This window comes from Chryseobacterium luteum, from assembly GCF_000737785.1.
In the GTDB taxonomy this organism is placed as follows: Bacteria; Bacteroidota; Bacteroidia; order Flavobacteriales; family Weeksellaceae; genus Chryseobacterium; species Chryseobacterium luteum.
In genome coordinates, this window is the sequence record NZ_JPRO01000007.1 from 38,009 (window position 1) to 54,604 (window position 16,596).

Genomic DNA, 16,596 nt, shown 5'->3' on the forward strand with positions numbered 1-16,596 from the left:
GTTAATACTTGCTTCATATAAGAAAACTTACTACTTTTGCATCACTTTAAAATAACGAAGTAAGCCAACAAAAATATAATGGTTTCTTAGCTCAGTTGGTAGAGCAATGGATTGAAAATCCATGTGTCCCTGGTTCGATTCCTGGAGAAACCACTTTAAAACCTCTAATTTATTTAGAGGTTTTTTTGTTTTTACACAACACGGATTTTTCCGGATCAGACAAAAAATTTTGAGCCTGGTCCCAGGTAAACCTTTATTTTCTCACTTCCTGATCCAAAATCCTAATCAGACTATTGTCACTTAAGATTTCTCGTGTTTCATCAAATTCTAATTCAAAAATGCAGTTTCCTCATTCATTGTTCTATTTTTTCATATTTTAATTACATTTGCTCCCAATCTACACAAATGATGAAAAAAGTTTACATTCTTATTTTCACACTATCCTTATTTCCTGTTTCTGCACAAAATACCGGTGCAGATTCTTTGCTTCGTACGTTAAACCGGACCACGGATATGTCTTTAAAGACAGAACTTCTGAATAAAATTTCTGATGCATACAAGAGCTCCGATCCTGATGCTATGCAAAAATATGCCGGTAAAGCACTGGTGAGCGCAAGAAAAATACATAATGAAAAAGAGGAAGCAAAAGCGTTTCAGAATTTGGGAACGTCCTATATCATCCTTGGAAATTATGATGACGCCATTAAATATTTTAATCTGTCAGAAAAAATACTTTCAGGATTGGATCAAAATGACAAAGCAATCAAGGAAATTCTGGCAAAGGTATTCGGAAGTAAAGGAATCATGTATTCTGAGCAGAATAATTATGCAAAAGCCCTGGAAAATGACTTTAAAGCAATGAAGCTTTATGAAGCTACTGATAATAAGGTCCAGCTTTCAAAAATCTACAATAATATCGGAGTGATCTACGATTCCATTGATGATGATATAAAAGCATTGAATTATTACCTTAAAGCTTATAAAATCCAGAAAGAAATAAAAGATCCCGCTCTCGCCGTCTCATGTTCCAATATAGGCCTGATCTATCTGACTGAAAATAATCTGGTAAAAGCCAGAAAGTTTTTTGATGAAAGCTTAAAAGAATTTCAGAAAAGTCCGAATGCAAGGGGCATGGGAGAATTATACAATAGTATTTCCCAGTATTATGTTGCCAAAAAAGATCTTAAAACCGCAAAAAATTACTTGTTAAAAGCAGAGGAAATATGTAAAAGCACTGAAGATCAATTTGGATTATCAAACACTTATTTATTTCTGGCAAGAATTTATTTTGATGAGAATGATCTTGATCAATCCTCTGATTTTGTCAATAAAAGCCTGCAAATTTCCAGGGATCTGGATTTACCCGAAGCTATGATGAACTGTGAAAAACTGCTTTCTGAAATTTCTGATAAAAAGGGGAATAAGGAACAGGCTTTTATTCATCTTAAAAAATATAATGCAGCTAAAGAAAGGCTTTCCAGGGCTGAAAATGCAAAGGAACGGCTAAAAGCAGAATTAAATTTTGAATTTGAGAAAAAACAGATCGAAAAGAAGGAGAAAGCAGACTGGGAGAAAGCAAAATGGATTTTTGGATTTTTACTGCTGACCACCATTTTAATCGGAATATTTTTCTTTTACCGCAACAGGGAACGGGAAAAAACGCTTTTGCTGCAAAAACAACTGGCGGAGTTTCAGCATAAGGCTCTGCACCTTCAGATGAATCCGCATTTCGTATTCAATTGTCTTGCTGCCATTTCATCTTTTATTGTACAGAATGATAAGGAGGATGCTATAAAATACCTGGCAAAATTTTCAAAATTAATGCGTCTTACCTTAGATTTTTCCCAGGAATCACTGGTAACCATCGATAAGGAGATTGAGGCTTTGAAAAACTATCTGGAGCTTGAACAGCTGAGATTTAATCAGAAATTTGATTTCAAAATCTTTAAAGATCCATTGATAGAAGATGATACGGCTTTACCCTCACTTTTACTTCAGCCTTATGTAGAAAATGCGGTCATTCACGGGGTTGTTCCCAGAAAAGAAAAGGGTCTGATAACCATCAGTTTTAACCAGACAAAAGAGTTTTTAATTTGTGAGATCGAGGATAACGGAACGGGAATAGAAACCTCAAAAAAAATGAAAGAGAATTCCATGAGTGTACACAAATCTATGGCAATGGAAATTTCAAAAAAAAGACTGGAAACGTGGGAGGAACTTGAAAAGAAAAAAGTTTCTATGACAATAGTAGAGCTGAAAGATAAAAACGGAGCATCGAAAGGTACAAGAGTACTGCTGAAGCTTCCTTTAGAATATATAAAAGATTAGATATGGTGAATGCTGTTATTATAGACGATGATGCCAATTTGAGGGAGGGTATGAAAGCTATGCTTCATTTGTATGCCCCTGAAATTGCAGTTTTAGGAGAGGCGGAAAGTGTACAGTCCGGTATTAAACTGATAAAAGACGTACAGCCGGATATTGTATTTCTGGATATTTTAATGAATGACGGAACCGGTTTTGATATTTTGGAACAGCTTAATGAGCAGCACGGACAAAACTCTCCTCATATTGTGTTTATCACAGCTCATGAAAAGTTTGCTATAAAAGCTTTCAGGTTCAGTGCCCTGGATTTTTTATTAAAACCTGTAGATCCGGATGAACTGAAAAATGTTATCGTTAAAATTAAAAATTTACAAAATAAAAACACCAATTATAAACATATTGAACTGCTGCTAGATAATATTAGCAAGAAAACAGAGAGCTTTAAAAAGATTGCGCTTTCCACTTCGGAGGGGATTCATTTATTTGAAATAAAAGATATTATCCGGTGTGAAAGTGAAGACAATTATACAACGTTTTATGTAAAAGCCCACAAACCCGTTATTATTTCCAAAACACTGAAAGAGTATGAGGAACTTTTAGGGGAACATGGTTTTGAGCGCATTCACCAGTCTCATCTCATTAATTTAAATGAATTAAAATCCTATATAAAGAAAGACGGCGGTTTTGTGATCATGTCAGACGGTTCAAAAAAAAAAAAAAACCTTATGAAAAAAAAATTATTCTTACTTTTTTTACTGCTATCCTTAGCAGCGAATGCACAAATTATTAATATTCCCGATGCTAATTTTAAAGATAGGCTTATATACTCCGCGCCAGGAAATAGTAATGCTAAAGATCTGAACGGAAATTATTTTGCCATAGATGCTAATGGTGACGGAGAAATACAGGTAAGTGAAGCAGAACAGGTTGGAGGATTATACATTGAGGTTACTTCAACAGCTTTTAATAATATAAATAGTTTAACTGGTATAGAATATTTTAATAACCTTACCGAATTTGAATTTATTGGTTCAAATTTTTATCTTTCAAATACTCCGTCAGGTGTTACCACAATTGATTTAAGTAACAAACCGAATTTAAAAAGATTAATACTTACCAGAAATTATTATCTCACAGATTTAAATATTAGTGGATCAACCGGCTTACAATACTTAACATGCAGCGGAAATATAGATTTCTCAAGTATGACCAGTATAGATCTGACAGGTTTATCTAGTTTGAAAGAATTAGATATCAGTTTTAATCAAATTAATAATATAATTAATCTTAATGACTGTGTAAACCTTGAAAAATTGAATGTTGCTTACAATAAATTTGTATCAATAGATATTAACAGTTTGCATAAATTGGGTTATGCTGTATTTGCTAACAATCCATTATTGGAATATTTATTCATGAAAAACGGAGTTTTAAATTATGATCCTGCTTCTGTATCTTCTTCCACTTTCGAAGTTGTAGAAGGTTTAAATTATGTAAAATATGTTTGCTGTGATGATAATGAATTAGCAGCATTTACAGATGCTTTTGCAAATTTTACAGGTAGTTTAAACAACGTACATCTCAACACCTATTGTTCATTTGTTCCCGGCGGAAATTACAACACCATCACAGGAGCCGTAAGATTCGACGAAAACAACAACGGCTGTGATATCAGTGACGAATTTTTCGAACACATGAAACTGAAAATCAATGACGGAACTTCCACGGGAGAAACTTTTGTAAAAAACAACGGAAAGTATGATTTTTATACCCAGGCAGGAAGCTTTATGGTAACCGCAGAACCTGAAAACCCTGCACTTTTCACTGTGGTGCCTTCCACTTTCACGACAAGTTTTCCTGATAACAATAATAATATTTTCACCCAAAATATCTGTGTAACAAAAAATGGGAATGCCAATGACCTGGAAGTTGTGATCGCTCCCGAAACAAATGCAACACCCGGTTTTAATGCAAAATACAAACTGATGTGGAGGAATAAGGGAAATACTACCCTTTCGGGAAATGTAATTTTTACTTTTAACAGCTCAAAAATGAATTTTATTTCTTCTACCCTGCCTTATGCATCCATTGCCGGAAATCAGATAACATTCAATTTTTCTAATCTGAAACCTTACGGAAATACTGCGACAGAATTAGTGTTCAATATAAACACACCCACGCATCCCACAAATCCTGTCAATTCCGGGGATATTCTTAATTTTTCCGCTGTGGTGAATCCTCTTGCAGGAGACATTAAGCCTGAAGATAATAGTTTCAGCTATAAACAGACAGTGGTTAACTCTCTGGATCCTAATGATATTGTCTGTATTGAAGGAAATTCTATTCCACAATCCATGGTAGGTAAATACCTTCATTATATTGTTAATTTTGAAAATACGGGTACAGCTCCTGCAACTAATATTGTTGTTGAAATGGATATTGACCCCACCGATTTTGATATTTCCACTCTTCAGCTGCAAAATGCCTCTCACCAGGTTTATACCAGAATAAAAGACAATAAAGTAGAGTTTATTATGAAATATGCCAATTTAGGAAACGGAGGTCACGGAAATGTTCTGATGAAAATGTTATCTAAAAACACCTTGGTATCCGGAGATAATGTCAATAATAAGGCTAATATTTATTTCGATTATAATTTCCCTGTTGTTACCAACGATGCTGTTACTACGATTGAAAATGGCAGTGTACTGCACACAGCGGAAGCTAAGACTGATGATTCAGTTACCGTGTACCCGATCCCGACAAAAGGAGAGGTCAATATTAAAGCAGATTCTAAAATCACCTCCGTTGAAGTATATGATGCACAGGGAAGAATTATTCAGAGACAAATCGGCATCAACAGTCAAAATACAAAGCTTACGATCCACAGTGATTCTTCAGGGGTATTTTTATTTAAAGTGAATACAGAAAAAGAAATACTGATGAAAAAGGTCATTAAAAATTAAACACAAAAAAAATACTGCTCAAATCCCTTTCACTTAGAAAGGGATTTTTTTGTAACAGATTTCTTTTCTATCCTGAATAATCAGAGAACCTTAAACACAACCGAAATCTCTTTAAAAGGAGCTTTCCGGATCAGGTTTAAAAACTTGGAGTCAGACAACATGATTTCCTATCACAACAAAAAGGAATGCCCCGGAAATAGGGTAAAGCATACAAAAAATCTAAAAATGTTTACAGTAAAACAAATGCTGATAGTCAATCACATATCCTTTCTTCTAAAATTCTAATGAATAATCTTTTGAAAACACTGTCATATTTATCTGAAAAAACTTGCACAATATTACAAAAAGTTTTATTTTTGCACCCACGTTAATCAACGAAACAATTGGTTTCTTAGCTCAGTTGGTAGAGCAATGGATTGAAAATCCATGTGTCCCTGGTTCGATTCCTGGAGAAACCACCTTCAAGCCCCTATTTTAAGGGGCTTTTTTATTGGCTATAACTGAATTATTTCCAGTATCCTAAGGTATCTTTTCCAAAATCATTACCGTAGGTTTACCTATTACAGTTAATGAAATTCCCGTTTTTCCAATATTCCTTCTCTATACATTTCAGTATAGATCAATTGTCCTTTTTTCCTTGTATTTAACAGGGGTTCTCCTGTTTCTTCATTATATTTTTGCCATAATTTATAAAATTTCCATGTTCCGGTTGGTAAACCATTTTTATACTCCGCTTCCAGGTAAGTATAGGGGTCAGTAAATTCCGGATATTTCTGTAAATCAAGATATCCATTTGATTTGGATTCTACCCATTTTCCTTCTTTATGGTGATTTTTCACCATGCCCTGTTCTTCGTCATTTTTATAGGGACCATCATGATCATAATATCTGGTAAATTTTCCGGAGGGCAGAATGTGGTATTTATTTAACGGTTTTAATTGAAAAGGATTTTCAGTAAATTCATAGTCCTGTAAAGAAATTATATAATTTTTATCTATGTTAAATAGCGTATAGTTGGCAAATCCCATTTCTCCCTGATGATGAAGATATATTCTTTTCATATCGATAAGCTTATCTTCCTTCGTTGAAATTAAATACATTTTTTCAATAAATGGCTGGGCATAACGAACGGTATTAAAGACCGCCATAAAGTACACTGAATAGTCTCCATAACACAAAAAATCTGTTGCCATTTTAATGCGGTCATATTTTTCATTGACAGAAGTGCTGAATGGCAGAAAAACATCGTATTCTTCAGGAAGTAATACAAGATCTTTTTTTATGGTTTTTTCAAATTGTAGTGCATTGATTTCCTTTAGCTTATTTTCATCCTGTATGACAGACAGAATGGAGTCAATGGTGAGTCGTTTTGAAATATCTGAATATCCAAATGGCAGACTGATACAATCCGCTTTATTGGTGTTAAAAAAAAACGATCCTTTATCTGAATGTGCTTCTGTGTTTATTGACTTATTTTCTGTTTGAGCCTTACTGTAGCAGGAAAAAAGGAAAAGGAAAAAAGGAAAACAGGCGATATTAATTTTAGGCATATATATCTAATATTGGGGTGAAACCGTGAACATGCAAATGGTTATTATGTCTGGGATTAGCCGTATGGGTGGTATGAGGTAACCGTGTACTGGCATTGTCTACAGTACTGGCATTTGAGGTGTTGGAAAAATCCTCTGACCGGCCTGATCCAAATCCAAAATCAAAAAGAATATTCCGGAGAATGACCTGATTATCATAATCAAAATTCGGTGCCGTAAGGATGGTATTGACTCCATCTTGCTGAGCAGTTAATAAATTCAAATCTCCTGCTTCTCCATTTACATGTTCTGCGCTGGGATAGCACGATGCATCAGAATAAGAAAAGCCCTGAGATACGATATAATGGGTATGTCCTTCCTGTCTGAATTGTGCCAATGCCCCTAAGAAACCTGCAAATAAATCCGGTTGAATGCTTCTTCTTCTTGTGTGCTGAAATCCATACCGGATGACGACTCCATCCCGATTATAATTGAATGCTTCAAAAATCTGTGGCCCTACACCTGCATTCTCTAAAATATCCATATTGACCAGCTCAACATTTCCCTGTTGATTGGCGTACCATTTATCGGTGGCTCCATCACCAAGAGTTCCGTTGGCATAGACCAACAGCTGATGAGCATCTATATTTTCTAACGCAGATCTATTGGCCGTGTAATCTATTGTTTGCAAAAGATTTCCTCTTTGGGCAAGCGGTGGAATGGTGTTGACTCTTCTTTTTCTGATTACACTTTCTTTAGTTCTGGAACAGATCCTGTGCTCATTATCGTTTTGGTCGTAATAAAAAAAGACAACTTCAGTAGAATGGGCATTCAGAACTTTTTGAATCCTTCTTCTTCTTGCCGGATTTGCTCCAATCTCTTGTAAAGTATTGTACGTATTACTGCCATGATGAATGGTATATATATTTTTATTGACCACTCTGAATCTTCCTCTGTCATCATTTAAGAAAATGCCGGCTCCGTTTACTTCTTCCTGCCCATCTCTATAGGCACAGGGATTATTGTCTGTTCTTTCTACCGCCACTTCCAAATTAATGCTGCCATCTGCCAGTCTTCTGGTCCAGTCATCAAAAGCAGCTCTTCCATCAGGCCTGAGCTGCAGCTTCATAATGGCTTTATTGATATGGTCATTTAAATTAGCGTAATGACCATGGTTACCCTGTCTGTTGTTAAGGGCATCAAAATTTCCTACCTGTACCGTAAACAACCTTTGTGCCTCATATCTGTCAGGAGATACAAAGCGCATTAACTGTAATGTATCTGTATTTTCCGTCATGGTATTTGCGGAAGGTCTTATCACCGCATCTATACTCAAATCGGTCATATTGCTGGTTTCTATGATCAGATAGACTGTTTTTCCTAATATGGAATCGTATGGAATATTTTGATTCTGATGATCCTGCTGCACATGAGCAGAATCAATTTTCGTGAAATTGACTCTTGTTCCATTATCTGTTGTAACCTTCCTGGCAAAATAAACGTCACTGATACGCTGTAATGAATCATCAGGAGTATCCGGTGCCAATGGACCGTTTAAAGTTTGGGTTTGCCCGGAATCTGTTATTGTAATACGTGTCGCCATGTTTAGATTTTTCTTTTTTAGTACGGGAGTTTTTGCTATTTCCTGACGGGGATTATCCTATATTTTATTTTCATGAGGTAAGGCTCAGACATCCAACTGGTCCTACAGTTCTTCAATCCATTTTATTTTTATAGTTCTTCGTAGCTTATTTCTTTTATATGATAGATGATTTTCTTTTGGTAGTTTTCTCCCAGAGAAAATTCTATGGTCAGTTTATGCTCCAACACTTCTTTGGTTTTAACATCTAATAAAATCTGCCCTTTATATTTGTCCAGTTTTGGAAAATCTGTTTCACTATGATAAGCGATTTCCTTTCTTTTCATTTCTCCGTAAAACATTTCCCAATTTTTATCTGAAGGAATACTACCGGTGTACTGTAACAGTAATAATTCGTCATCACAACGCATATCCCCCGTTTGTACATGCTCTTCTATGTCTATTACGGTATTGGCCATAAAATTACGGTAGCGTACGGTATACTTTACCTGATCCTCCTTCTCATATGTTCCATAAAATTTATGAATGATCATTCCAACATGAATATTTTTTAAAAGATCTTTACCCACTAAATGCTCCTTTTGGTAAAATTCTTTTAAAAATTGATAAGAATCTTCTGCCTTTTTGCCCACATAGGACCGGGAGAGCTTTTCTACCGTTTTTTCAACCCTATCCTGAAGAATTGACAGTCCCTGTACATTCTTTAAGTTCGCATATTCGTCCGTTATAAGCACTACTTCATTATTGATATCTGCAATTTTTGCTAAAAAATCTTTTTCGGACAATGATAGTTCCTTATCCCTGTGAACTCTGTCAAAAATTTCGATATGGTATTCAAATCTTTCTTTTTCTAAAAGCTTCAGCGTAACATGAAAAATTTTGTTGAGTTCGCTTCTATGCGTTTTTCCGTTGACGGTGGTATATTCATTACATGAATAGCGATAAAATCTCTTTCCTTCTAAAAGATTTAATTTAATATGTATAGGAAATACGGGTTTCATAATTTTTCACTCATTATTTTACTCAAAAACTACTTTCCCTCCAGAGGAAACCCATTGGTTTTTTTTGTTCCATGATCCATCGCAATCCTGTTGCATCTGTTTAATTATTTTTGCTTTTTTTATGTCAATAATGGCACAGGTGTAGTTTTCATGCAGGGTACTGTCTTTATCACTTTCATGTACATATTCTTTGATGATGCCGTCTACTACTACATACTTTGCATTAGGGGACAGTGAAGAAAAGAGCTCGCTTCCTGTACCTTTAAATTCAGTTCCTTTACCTACTTTTATCTTCTTCTTTTTATTAATAATATGGAGATTATACCATAGTTTCATAGGGCTGTTATAAGAAGCATAATACAATGATAAATTATTATTTAAAACAACTGTGGTGTCTTTCTTTACCGTTTTATTCTGCCCATCATGATGTTTTTGGGAAACAACGTTTCCACAGGTAATAAAAATGATTAAAATCATTAGCATGGATGTCAATTTTTTCATGATGATAAGTTTGCGTTTTTTTCCATTTTTTCATAGCGTTTATCCATATCTGTACCTCTTCTTTTATTCCCGTAATCATCAAGAATTTCCTGCTCGTATTTACTGTGCATATCTCCCCATTCGCCAGGGTTTCTTGATGTTTTTTCCAGTTTTTCACCTTCTTTTCTGGTTTTATTTTCTTTGGATGTGTTGGCATCTTTTTTTGCAAAAAAACGGTCTAATGCAGCACCGAAATCATCTTTTACATATCCCGGCCTGTTAATGTGATGATCCAATACGGTTGCTTTACCTAATTTTGATTTTAAATAATCTGACAGTTTATATGAATAGCCTGCAGGAGTTAAAGGAAGCACGACTTCTTTCAATCTCTTAATAAAATCCAGCACTTGTTTTTCCTGAAATACTTTATCAATAACAGCATTTACAATCGGTTGCAGAGGCTTACATTCTACTGTTTTGCCAAATAAAGATTCTTTACAGTTTTCTCTGATTTTATTGGATAATGTATTTCCTGTAATTTTCTCCGCTTTAGGATCTGCCGGATCTTTATAGTACAAAATCCCGGAATCCACCGTCCAGCCACATGATACAAATAACTCTTCATATTTTTCAGGATGCTGAGCTTTAAATTCCTCAACCTGTGTAGTAAATTCACCTTTTCCGGTATGATCCACTGTTTTCTGCATAGCCCCCGCAGTTAATATCATCTGTTCACCTGAAAGGTCCCAGTCATAGGATTGAACAGAATCTAATTTGCCTTCATTTTCGGACATTCCCACTAAAATAGCCTTTTCTTCATCTGTAATTTTCTTTTCTTCAATCAATGTATCCCAATCGGAATAATTTTCAAGTTTCTTAGATCCCCAGTAGGCTGGTCCATATTTCCCGCTATATCGGGTACAGGTAATATCATAATTCTTTCCACAATTACAGTATCTGATCTCAAATCTTTCATTGTCTTTATTTAAAAACTCATGCGTATCATCCGGAAATTTCACTTCATCTTCTGTTCCCGTTACTTCAGCTTTGAAATATAAAAAGGCATTTAAGTCTTCTCTTTTATTTAGTTTATCTATTAATTTCTTTAAATCTTCATCACTTTTGGGACGCATCGTTATTTCTTTTGCATATACCAGTGTACCGTTGATAGTGAATTCTATTTTGCTTTTTTCTTCCTCGCCATCTAAAAACCTGACAGGATTTTCATATACGTTTTCCGTATTTTTCAATTTATTTTCATGGATCTCAACAGAGAGTTTGCCGCTTGTTCCTTCACAATTGGCCACTACCCATACTTTATTTTTAATGGTGGTGCTGTTTATTCTCTCAAAATCAAAATCCAGGCTGCCATCAGCTTTTTTTGCCTGTACTTCTTCTTCCCAGGTAATTTTCACCTCTTCTTTTGCTTTTAATCTTACAGAATCTTCTTTATCGGCCCGGATATTTCTTCTTCCTTTTTTTTCGTACTTCTTTTTTACATCAGATACCAGACCTCCGCTTTTGACAGGATACGTATCTTCTTTCGTTTCCCAGGTCATTTTAGGAACTTGTTTCGCAAAATATATTTTCACCACATTCACTTCATGATCCACCTGGTGCGGCATATCATAAACCTTTTGATTGGGGTTTACAGAATAATCATCTTTTTGTTGTTCGTCACTCATATCATTTTATTTTGAGCTGATTAGTAAAAATCATTTGAGTTTTTATATTTTGTTTCCAAGTCTTTACTAACTTTTAACCTTAATGCTGAGGGTAAATCTTTTAATGTAATGTTCAGATTATCATTGAGTTTACATTTGCCATCTTCTCCGCAATAATATTTTATATGGTACAGATAATTTTTACGGTTATACAATATAATATAGGAGACTTTTGCATCATTATCCCAGTTTCCGCAATACGTAAAAGGTATTAAGACAGCCTGATGTTTATTTACTGTATAAACAGATATATTATTTGTCTTTAAATTGATTAAACCGGATTGTGCATAGGGATAATGATAAACTATACTATCGCTGTAATTTTTATTTTCAACAACAGCGCTGATTATGGTTACAGCTCCGTCAAATCTCTCTTTTTCAGCATTACAGGGATTGATTACTTTTATTGTAAGCTTATTGAGTACTGTTCCATCTTTAAAATTTTTATTTATCATCAATGAATCCTGATAATATCTTTTCAAAGTATCATTAACCGGGTTTTGCCCGCAAACAGGAATAAAGAAAAATACTATAAAACTAGTTACTAAGTTTTTCATTTTTTATGATTGCTATTTTTCTCATTTTCAATAAATACTTGAAAAAACATACGCTTACCAACAAAACTTATCTGACACTGCATATTCTGTGCATTGATCAACAGTCTTCAATTTGCCTCCAACAATTTTATTTTTATAGAGTTTTCTTTCTCTGGTATCACTCACTCCTGTTATTAGATATTTTTCTGTTTTGTCCCATCCATAGAAAGCGGCTTTATCGAAAAAATCTGGTACAAATATAAATTTGCCTTCTTTTTCAGACCATTTGTAAAATTGATACATATCATTGTCTCTCATAGAACTTGCAAGATCCAAAATAAGAAGATCTTCATATCCATCATGATCCATATCTGTTATTGTTATAAAGTTATAATCTGCATTCCGGAAAATCATTTTTTTCTTATTGGCAAAATCATTTTCTTTAAAGTTTTTATTTTTATAATAATCATAAGTATTATAATATGAATTCTTGTTTATAACCTGCCAATGCTGAAGCTCAACAGTTCCTTCTATACATTGGTAAGCAGACTTAGGCAAAAGACTATTTGTATCTTCTTCTATTTCAGCAATAGTATAATTTTTTCCTCCTGACAAACTTTCAGATTTAGAAAATAGCATCCGAATGTCTAACTTTTTTTTATTAATCTCCAGCGGAATTGTTACTACATATTTCGAAGGGATACTCAATGTATCTGGATATTTTTGCACATTCTGATTCTTGGAAGATGTGGGATAAAGTGTTTTACCCTCAATCTCAGTAGAATCAATTTTTGCTGTATTTACGGTCTCATTATTTGAGATTTTTCTAGCTTGATTTCTTGTACAGGAAATCAACAGTATGAGTATTAAAGCATATTTTTTCATTCATTTATATCGCTAATCTTTTTAACATAATAGATTTTTATCCCTTTATATTCTTCATAATTTTTGAAAGTTGCATTTCCATTACTATCAATATTTGATAAATAATGTCCTCCATTATATAGTTTTATAAATTCAGCATCCAACAATGATTTTACAGAAGAGTTATCAGCTTTCTGCGGCATATACCTATTTAAATGCGAAAGTCCCGGAATGGTTGTTGGACACCACTTATAAGTAAGGTTTCCTTCTTTTTGCTCCGTTGGTTTTACCGAATAATTGCATTTTTTCAGTAATTTTTCTAAATATTTTTTAGCCGCATCCAATTTATCTGAAATCTTTTTATCCATCTTTATAGATAAATTTTCCTTCCAATTCCAGATATAATTGGGATTTTTATTTATTCTTGTAATGTAATCTTGATCTGTTTTTTCTCTTTTTTCATAAGTGAAATCTATTTGGCACATACCCCAGCCATCTGGCTCTCCATAATTTGGAATTCCTTTGCTTTCATATACTCTTCCGGAGGGTCCATATACTGCTTCTTTTCTACTTTCCCCCTTTCCCACAAATTCGGGATCCCAAAACTGTCTTACAACTGGATGGAATTCGCTCCCTGATTCGTGAAGAATCATTCTATATACCGGCCAATATTTTAAATATCCCTTATCATTCATATATTTTTTAATGACTTCTTTTGTAGGATTTTTTCCCCTTATATAAAATTGAAAACTACTCAAAACAGAAGTTTTTGCTTCATTCCATATTTCTACAGTTGCAGTGCCTCCTCTAAATAGCCCACGAAAATCAACATCCCATTTAGTTTTTCCTTTATTCGCAATCATAAATGCATTCCCACCATCAGACTTTGCAGGAAAATAATCAACATCGTTTCTGTCATATAACGTAGCACTTGCCGTAAACTTAAATTCTGTCTTTAATCTAAACCGCAAACTTTTATGTATACAATCCTTTCCTATATAAACTTCAATTCTTATTTTAGGCATCGCAGGTTCTGATGAAATAAATACGAAAGATTCAGGGTCAATTTTTACATCATTATAATAAACAGAAACAGTGTAAACGTCATCTAGTAATGCTAAAATTCTATCCTCCATCGGAATCGGTTTTGCAAAAGCCACATTAGGAGTAGGGTCACAAAAAATAAAAGATTCTTTCACCAGAACCGTTTGCTTTTGAACAACAGTACTGCCCAAATTTTGCCACGGACTTAATTTTATAACACTCATACACGGAGGAGGAGACATGTTTTTGGCAGGCCATTTTGGGTGTCCGCAGGTTCCTTTAAACTTAAGGTTGACCATGTTGTTTCCATCACCTTCCGTTGCAAATAGCTTATCCTGAAGGTTTATTTCGTTAGAAGTCACTTTCAGTTTTCCGGGTGCCTGAGCGTAGGGGCACTTCAACTTTGCTCCATGCAATACCATTTCTCTTTTTTCTAAAGGAGAATCTTCGTTGGCTTTTTTTTGTTTTTCTGCCCGTTTTTCAGAAAGCTTACGATCATGTGCTGAAGTATTCTGATCTTCCATGTGGTACTATTTTAAATTGGATTCAATTGTTGAGGCCGGAAACATTCGTCGGCAACCAATGAAAATTTACGTTCATCATCCGTAATGAATTTAGCCTTTACTTACTTTAACGTCTTTTCCTCCCTGGAATACGGCCAATGATGATCCTCTCAGTTTTAAATCACCTTTAGAGGTCTGTATATCGGCTTCTCCGGAAATACTTTTAAATGTATTACCTGTGCTTTCTGTCTGATCCTGTTTAACGGTAACGCTTTTGTTTTCAGAGGTCTGGGTGTATCTTTTTGTAATGGATTCGGTATGGTCATTTCCAATATGCATGGTGCTGTCCTGCCCGATTTTAGTGGTCATATTCCTCCCCACAGAAATATGCATATCTTCACCTGCAGTGAAAGTCATATTCTTCGGCGCAGTAACATTAATATTACCCTGGCCATCCATAAAATAAGTATTTCCGCTTGGATCTTTAATGGTTACACTTCTGTCTGCATCATTCATTAAAACCTTAATGCCGCTTCTCGTCTGTATGGATTTCAAATGATTGTCCATACCTCCGCCCAGGCCTACCTGACCATGAAACATGCCACCCATTGCAAAAGGAAAGTCGGGATTGTGGTATTCAAATCCCACCATAACCTGGTCGCCAATCTCAGGAACAGCTACAAAACCTCTGTTTTGTGTTATAGCATCTGTTCCCCCTGCATCAGGGCTCATCATTCTGATAAAGTGGGTCGTATCATTTACCTGCCAGTCAAACCGGACCTGTATTCTACCCTGATTCAATGGGTCTACATTGGATATAACAGTGGCTACCTGGGGTTCTGCTTTAGGCATTTCAAAATCAGGTTTCGGCATAAAACCGGTGCCTTCGGCGATGGCTTCAAAGCTTCCTGAATAATATCCTCTTGCATCAACTTCGTGGCTCACTTCGGTAATCATAAGGGTTGTAAAATGTGAGGTTTCATTGCTGCCGGTCTTTCTCATGGCCAGATCTGCAACACAGCCAATATACAGGAACGGAACTGTGGTTTGTCCTGAAACGGTAAAAACCTCTACTGCTTTGCTTCCCCTTGCACTCTTTTGGGAATCGTCCACATCACGGAACATATTGGCATTGATGGGAGTAGGAGTCAGTGACCGGGTTGTAAAAATAGTGTCATTCAGCTCATAAGCTTTGGAAGATAATTCTCCCATATGTTTTATAGGATCATCAACGCCAATCATTTTAGTATGGCTGCTGCTGTTATAGCCAAAATATTCCGGTTTGGTGTGAACGGCTTTCAGTTCAACATTCACATCATTTACATTGCTTCCATACACCAGCAGGATAGGTTTTTCGGAAGACGGAAGCTTCCCGAAATGAAGGACTTCGCCATCATAATAGAACTGTTCTCCGTAGGCTTCTGCAATTCTTGTAAGATAATTGTAATGGGTTTCGTTATATTGTGAACTGTAATTAATATAACTTTTGTTTTGGGTATCTATCCTGAAATCAAATTTGTTTGAGCCTAATGTTTCCTTGATAATCCGGTCTGCAATAATATTGGTATTCACCAGTTGGCTTCCACCGAAACTTTGGGTATGCGGAGCAGAATCCATCAGAATAGTGGGGCTCTTTCCTTTTAAGATAATATTTCCCAGGCTCATTTTTTCCTGACTGAATGCTACTTTGGTAATAAGACCCACAAATGTTCTTTCGGGGCTTTCAGTTTCAGCATCTTTATATTTAAAAACAACAGTGATTCTTTTTCCTAAAAACTTTTGAGCCTGCTCAAGGTTGTGGTTTTGTGATTCGCCTAAAGAGTCATGGGCCAATACCAGTTCAAAATCATGGTGCTTTCTTGCACTCTGCTGTAAACGAAAGTGTTTAAAGTGATTGACAGCTTTGCCCTCAACCACAATATCCAGCTTTACCACACGGTTGATTCCCAAAATATGGTTTTCTGAAACTTTATCAGAATTTGAGGTATTTTTCATAATATTTGTACGTTTTTTTGGTATTATGT

The 16,596-nt window shown here is 35.1% G+C and carries 11 protein-coding genes and 2 tRNA genes; 4 read left to right on the top strand and 9 right to left on the bottom strand.

What is annotated here, in order from left to right:
* Nucleotides 1-80: 80 nt before the first annotated feature.
* From IX38_RS09615 to IX38_RS09635, 4 genes are all read left to right on the top strand, one after another.
* Nucleotides 81-153: transfer RNA gene (locus IX38_RS09615), tRNA-Phe, on the top strand.
* 252 nt (nucleotides 154-405) lie between these two features.
* Nucleotides 406-2,328, top strand: a complete 1,923-nt coding sequence (locus tag IX38_RS09620; RefSeq protein ID WP_084680243.1) for a tetratricopeptide repeat-containing sensor histidine kinase — start codon at nucleotides 406-408, stop codon at nucleotides 2,326-2,328.
* 2 nt (nucleotides 2,329-2,330) lie between these two features.
* On the top strand, nucleotides 2,331-5,291 hold the full coding sequence (locus IX38_RS22595; RefSeq protein ID WP_117585889.1) for a DUF7619 domain-containing protein: 2,961 nt from the start codon (nucleotides 2,331-2,333) through the stop codon (nucleotides 5,289-5,291).
* A gap of 385 nt (nucleotides 5,292-5,676) precedes the next feature.
* Nucleotides 5,677-5,749, top strand: a tRNA-Phe gene (locus IX38_RS09635).
* 108 nt (nucleotides 5,750-5,857) lie between these two features.
* Here IX38_RS09635 and IX38_RS09640 read toward each other — a convergent pair.
* From IX38_RS09640 to IX38_RS09680, 9 genes are all read right to left on the bottom strand, one after another.
* Complete coding sequence (locus IX38_RS09640) at nucleotides 5,858-6,841, bottom strand: hypothetical protein (RefSeq protein ID WP_034704240.1); 984 nt, start codon at nucleotides 6,839-6,841, stop codon at nucleotides 5,858-5,860.
* Nucleotides 6,834-8,423, bottom strand: coding sequence for a hypothetical protein (locus tag IX38_RS09645; protein WP_034704242.1), 1,590 nt, complete (start codon nucleotides 8,421-8,423; stop codon nucleotides 6,834-6,836). The genes IX38_RS09640 and IX38_RS09645 overlap by 8 nt, the downstream gene beginning before the upstream one ends.
* 128 nt (nucleotides 8,424-8,551) lie before the next feature.
* A complete protein-coding gene (locus tag IX38_RS09650) occupies nucleotides 8,552-9,421 on the bottom strand; it encodes a hypothetical protein (RefSeq protein WP_034704245.1) in 870 nt (289 codons plus the stop codon).
* Between the two features lie 18 nt (nucleotides 9,422-9,439).
* Nucleotides 9,440-9,922, bottom strand: a complete 483-nt coding sequence (locus IX38_RS09655; RefSeq protein ID WP_131368656.1) for a hypothetical protein — start codon at nucleotides 9,920-9,922, stop codon at nucleotides 9,440-9,442.
* Nucleotides 9,919-11,586, bottom strand: coding sequence for a hypothetical protein (locus tag IX38_RS21915; protein WP_051884603.1), 1,668 nt, complete (start codon nucleotides 11,584-11,586; stop codon nucleotides 9,919-9,921). Before IX38_RS21915 ends, IX38_RS09655 begins: the two co-directional genes overlap by 4 nt.
* Nucleotides 11,587-11,606: 20 nt before the next feature.
* Nucleotides 11,607-12,182 (bottom strand): hypothetical protein, encoded by a 576-nt coding sequence (locus IX38_RS09665; protein ID WP_034704251.1) that lies wholly within the window; start codon nucleotides 12,180-12,182, stop codon nucleotides 11,607-11,609.
* Between the two features lie 54 nt (nucleotides 12,183-12,236).
* The gene (locus tag IX38_RS09670; RefSeq protein WP_034704254.1) at nucleotides 12,237-13,046 is read right to left on the bottom strand and encodes a hypothetical protein; all 810 of its coding nucleotides are present in this window, start codon (nucleotides 13,044-13,046) and stop codon (nucleotides 12,237-12,239) included.
* Nucleotides 13,043-14,593 carry a DUF4280 domain-containing protein gene (locus IX38_RS09675; RefSeq protein ID WP_034704257.1) on the bottom strand — a complete coding sequence of 517 codons (1,551 nt, stop codon included), beginning with the start codon at nucleotides 14,591-14,593 and terminating at the stop codon, nucleotides 13,043-13,045. The genes IX38_RS09670 and IX38_RS09675 overlap by 4 nt, the downstream gene beginning before the upstream one ends.
* 90 nt (nucleotides 14,594-14,683) lie before the next feature.
* Nucleotides 14,684-16,567, bottom strand: coding sequence for a type VI secretion system Vgr family protein (locus tag IX38_RS09680; RefSeq protein ID WP_084680244.1), 1,884 nt, complete (start codon nucleotides 16,565-16,567; stop codon nucleotides 14,684-14,686).
* Nucleotides 16,568-16,596: the final 29 nt, after the last annotated feature.

What these genes read in the sequence shown, in the direction of transcription:
- IX38_RS09620 (WP_084680243.1), top strand. Translation starts at nt 406, where the DNA reads ATGATGAAAAAAGTTTACATTCTTATTTTCACACTATCCTTATTTCCT.
- IX38_RS22595 (WP_117585889.1), top strand. Translation starts at nt 2,331, where the DNA reads ATGGTGAATGCTGTTATTATAGACGATGATGCCAATTTGAGGGAGGGT.
- IX38_RS09640 (WP_034704240.1), bottom strand. Translation starts at nt 6,841, where the DNA reads ATGCCTAAAATTAATATCGCCTGTTTTCCTTTTTTCCTTTTCCTTTTT.
- IX38_RS09645 (WP_034704242.1), bottom strand. Translation starts at nt 8,423, where the DNA reads ATGGCGACACGTATTACAATAACAGATTCCGGGCAAACCCAAACTTTA.
- IX38_RS09650 (WP_034704245.1), bottom strand. Translation starts at nt 9,421, where the DNA reads ATGAAACCCGTATTTCCTATACATATTAAATTAAATCTTTTAGAAGGA.
- IX38_RS09655 (WP_131368656.1), bottom strand. Translation starts at nt 9,922, where the DNA reads ATGAAAAAATTGACATCCATGCTAATGATTTTAATCATTTTTATTACC.
- IX38_RS21915 (WP_051884603.1), bottom strand. Translation starts at nt 11,586, where the DNA reads ATGAGTGACGAACAACAAAAAGATGATTATTCTGTAAACCCCAATCAA.
- IX38_RS09665 (WP_034704251.1), bottom strand. Translation starts at nt 12,182, where the DNA reads ATGAAAAACTTAGTAACTAGTTTTATAGTATTTTTCTTTATTCCTGTT.
- IX38_RS09670 (WP_034704254.1), bottom strand. Translation starts at nt 13,046, where the DNA reads ATGAAAAAATATGCTTTAATACTCATACTGTTGATTTCCTGTACAAGA.
- IX38_RS09675 (WP_034704257.1), bottom strand. Translation starts at nt 14,593, where the DNA reads ATGGAAGATCAGAATACTTCAGCACATGATCGTAAGCTTTCTGAAAAA.
- IX38_RS09680 (WP_084680244.1), bottom strand. Translation starts at nt 16,567, where the DNA reads ATGAAAAATACCTCAAATTCTGATAAAGTTTCAGAAAACCATATTTTG.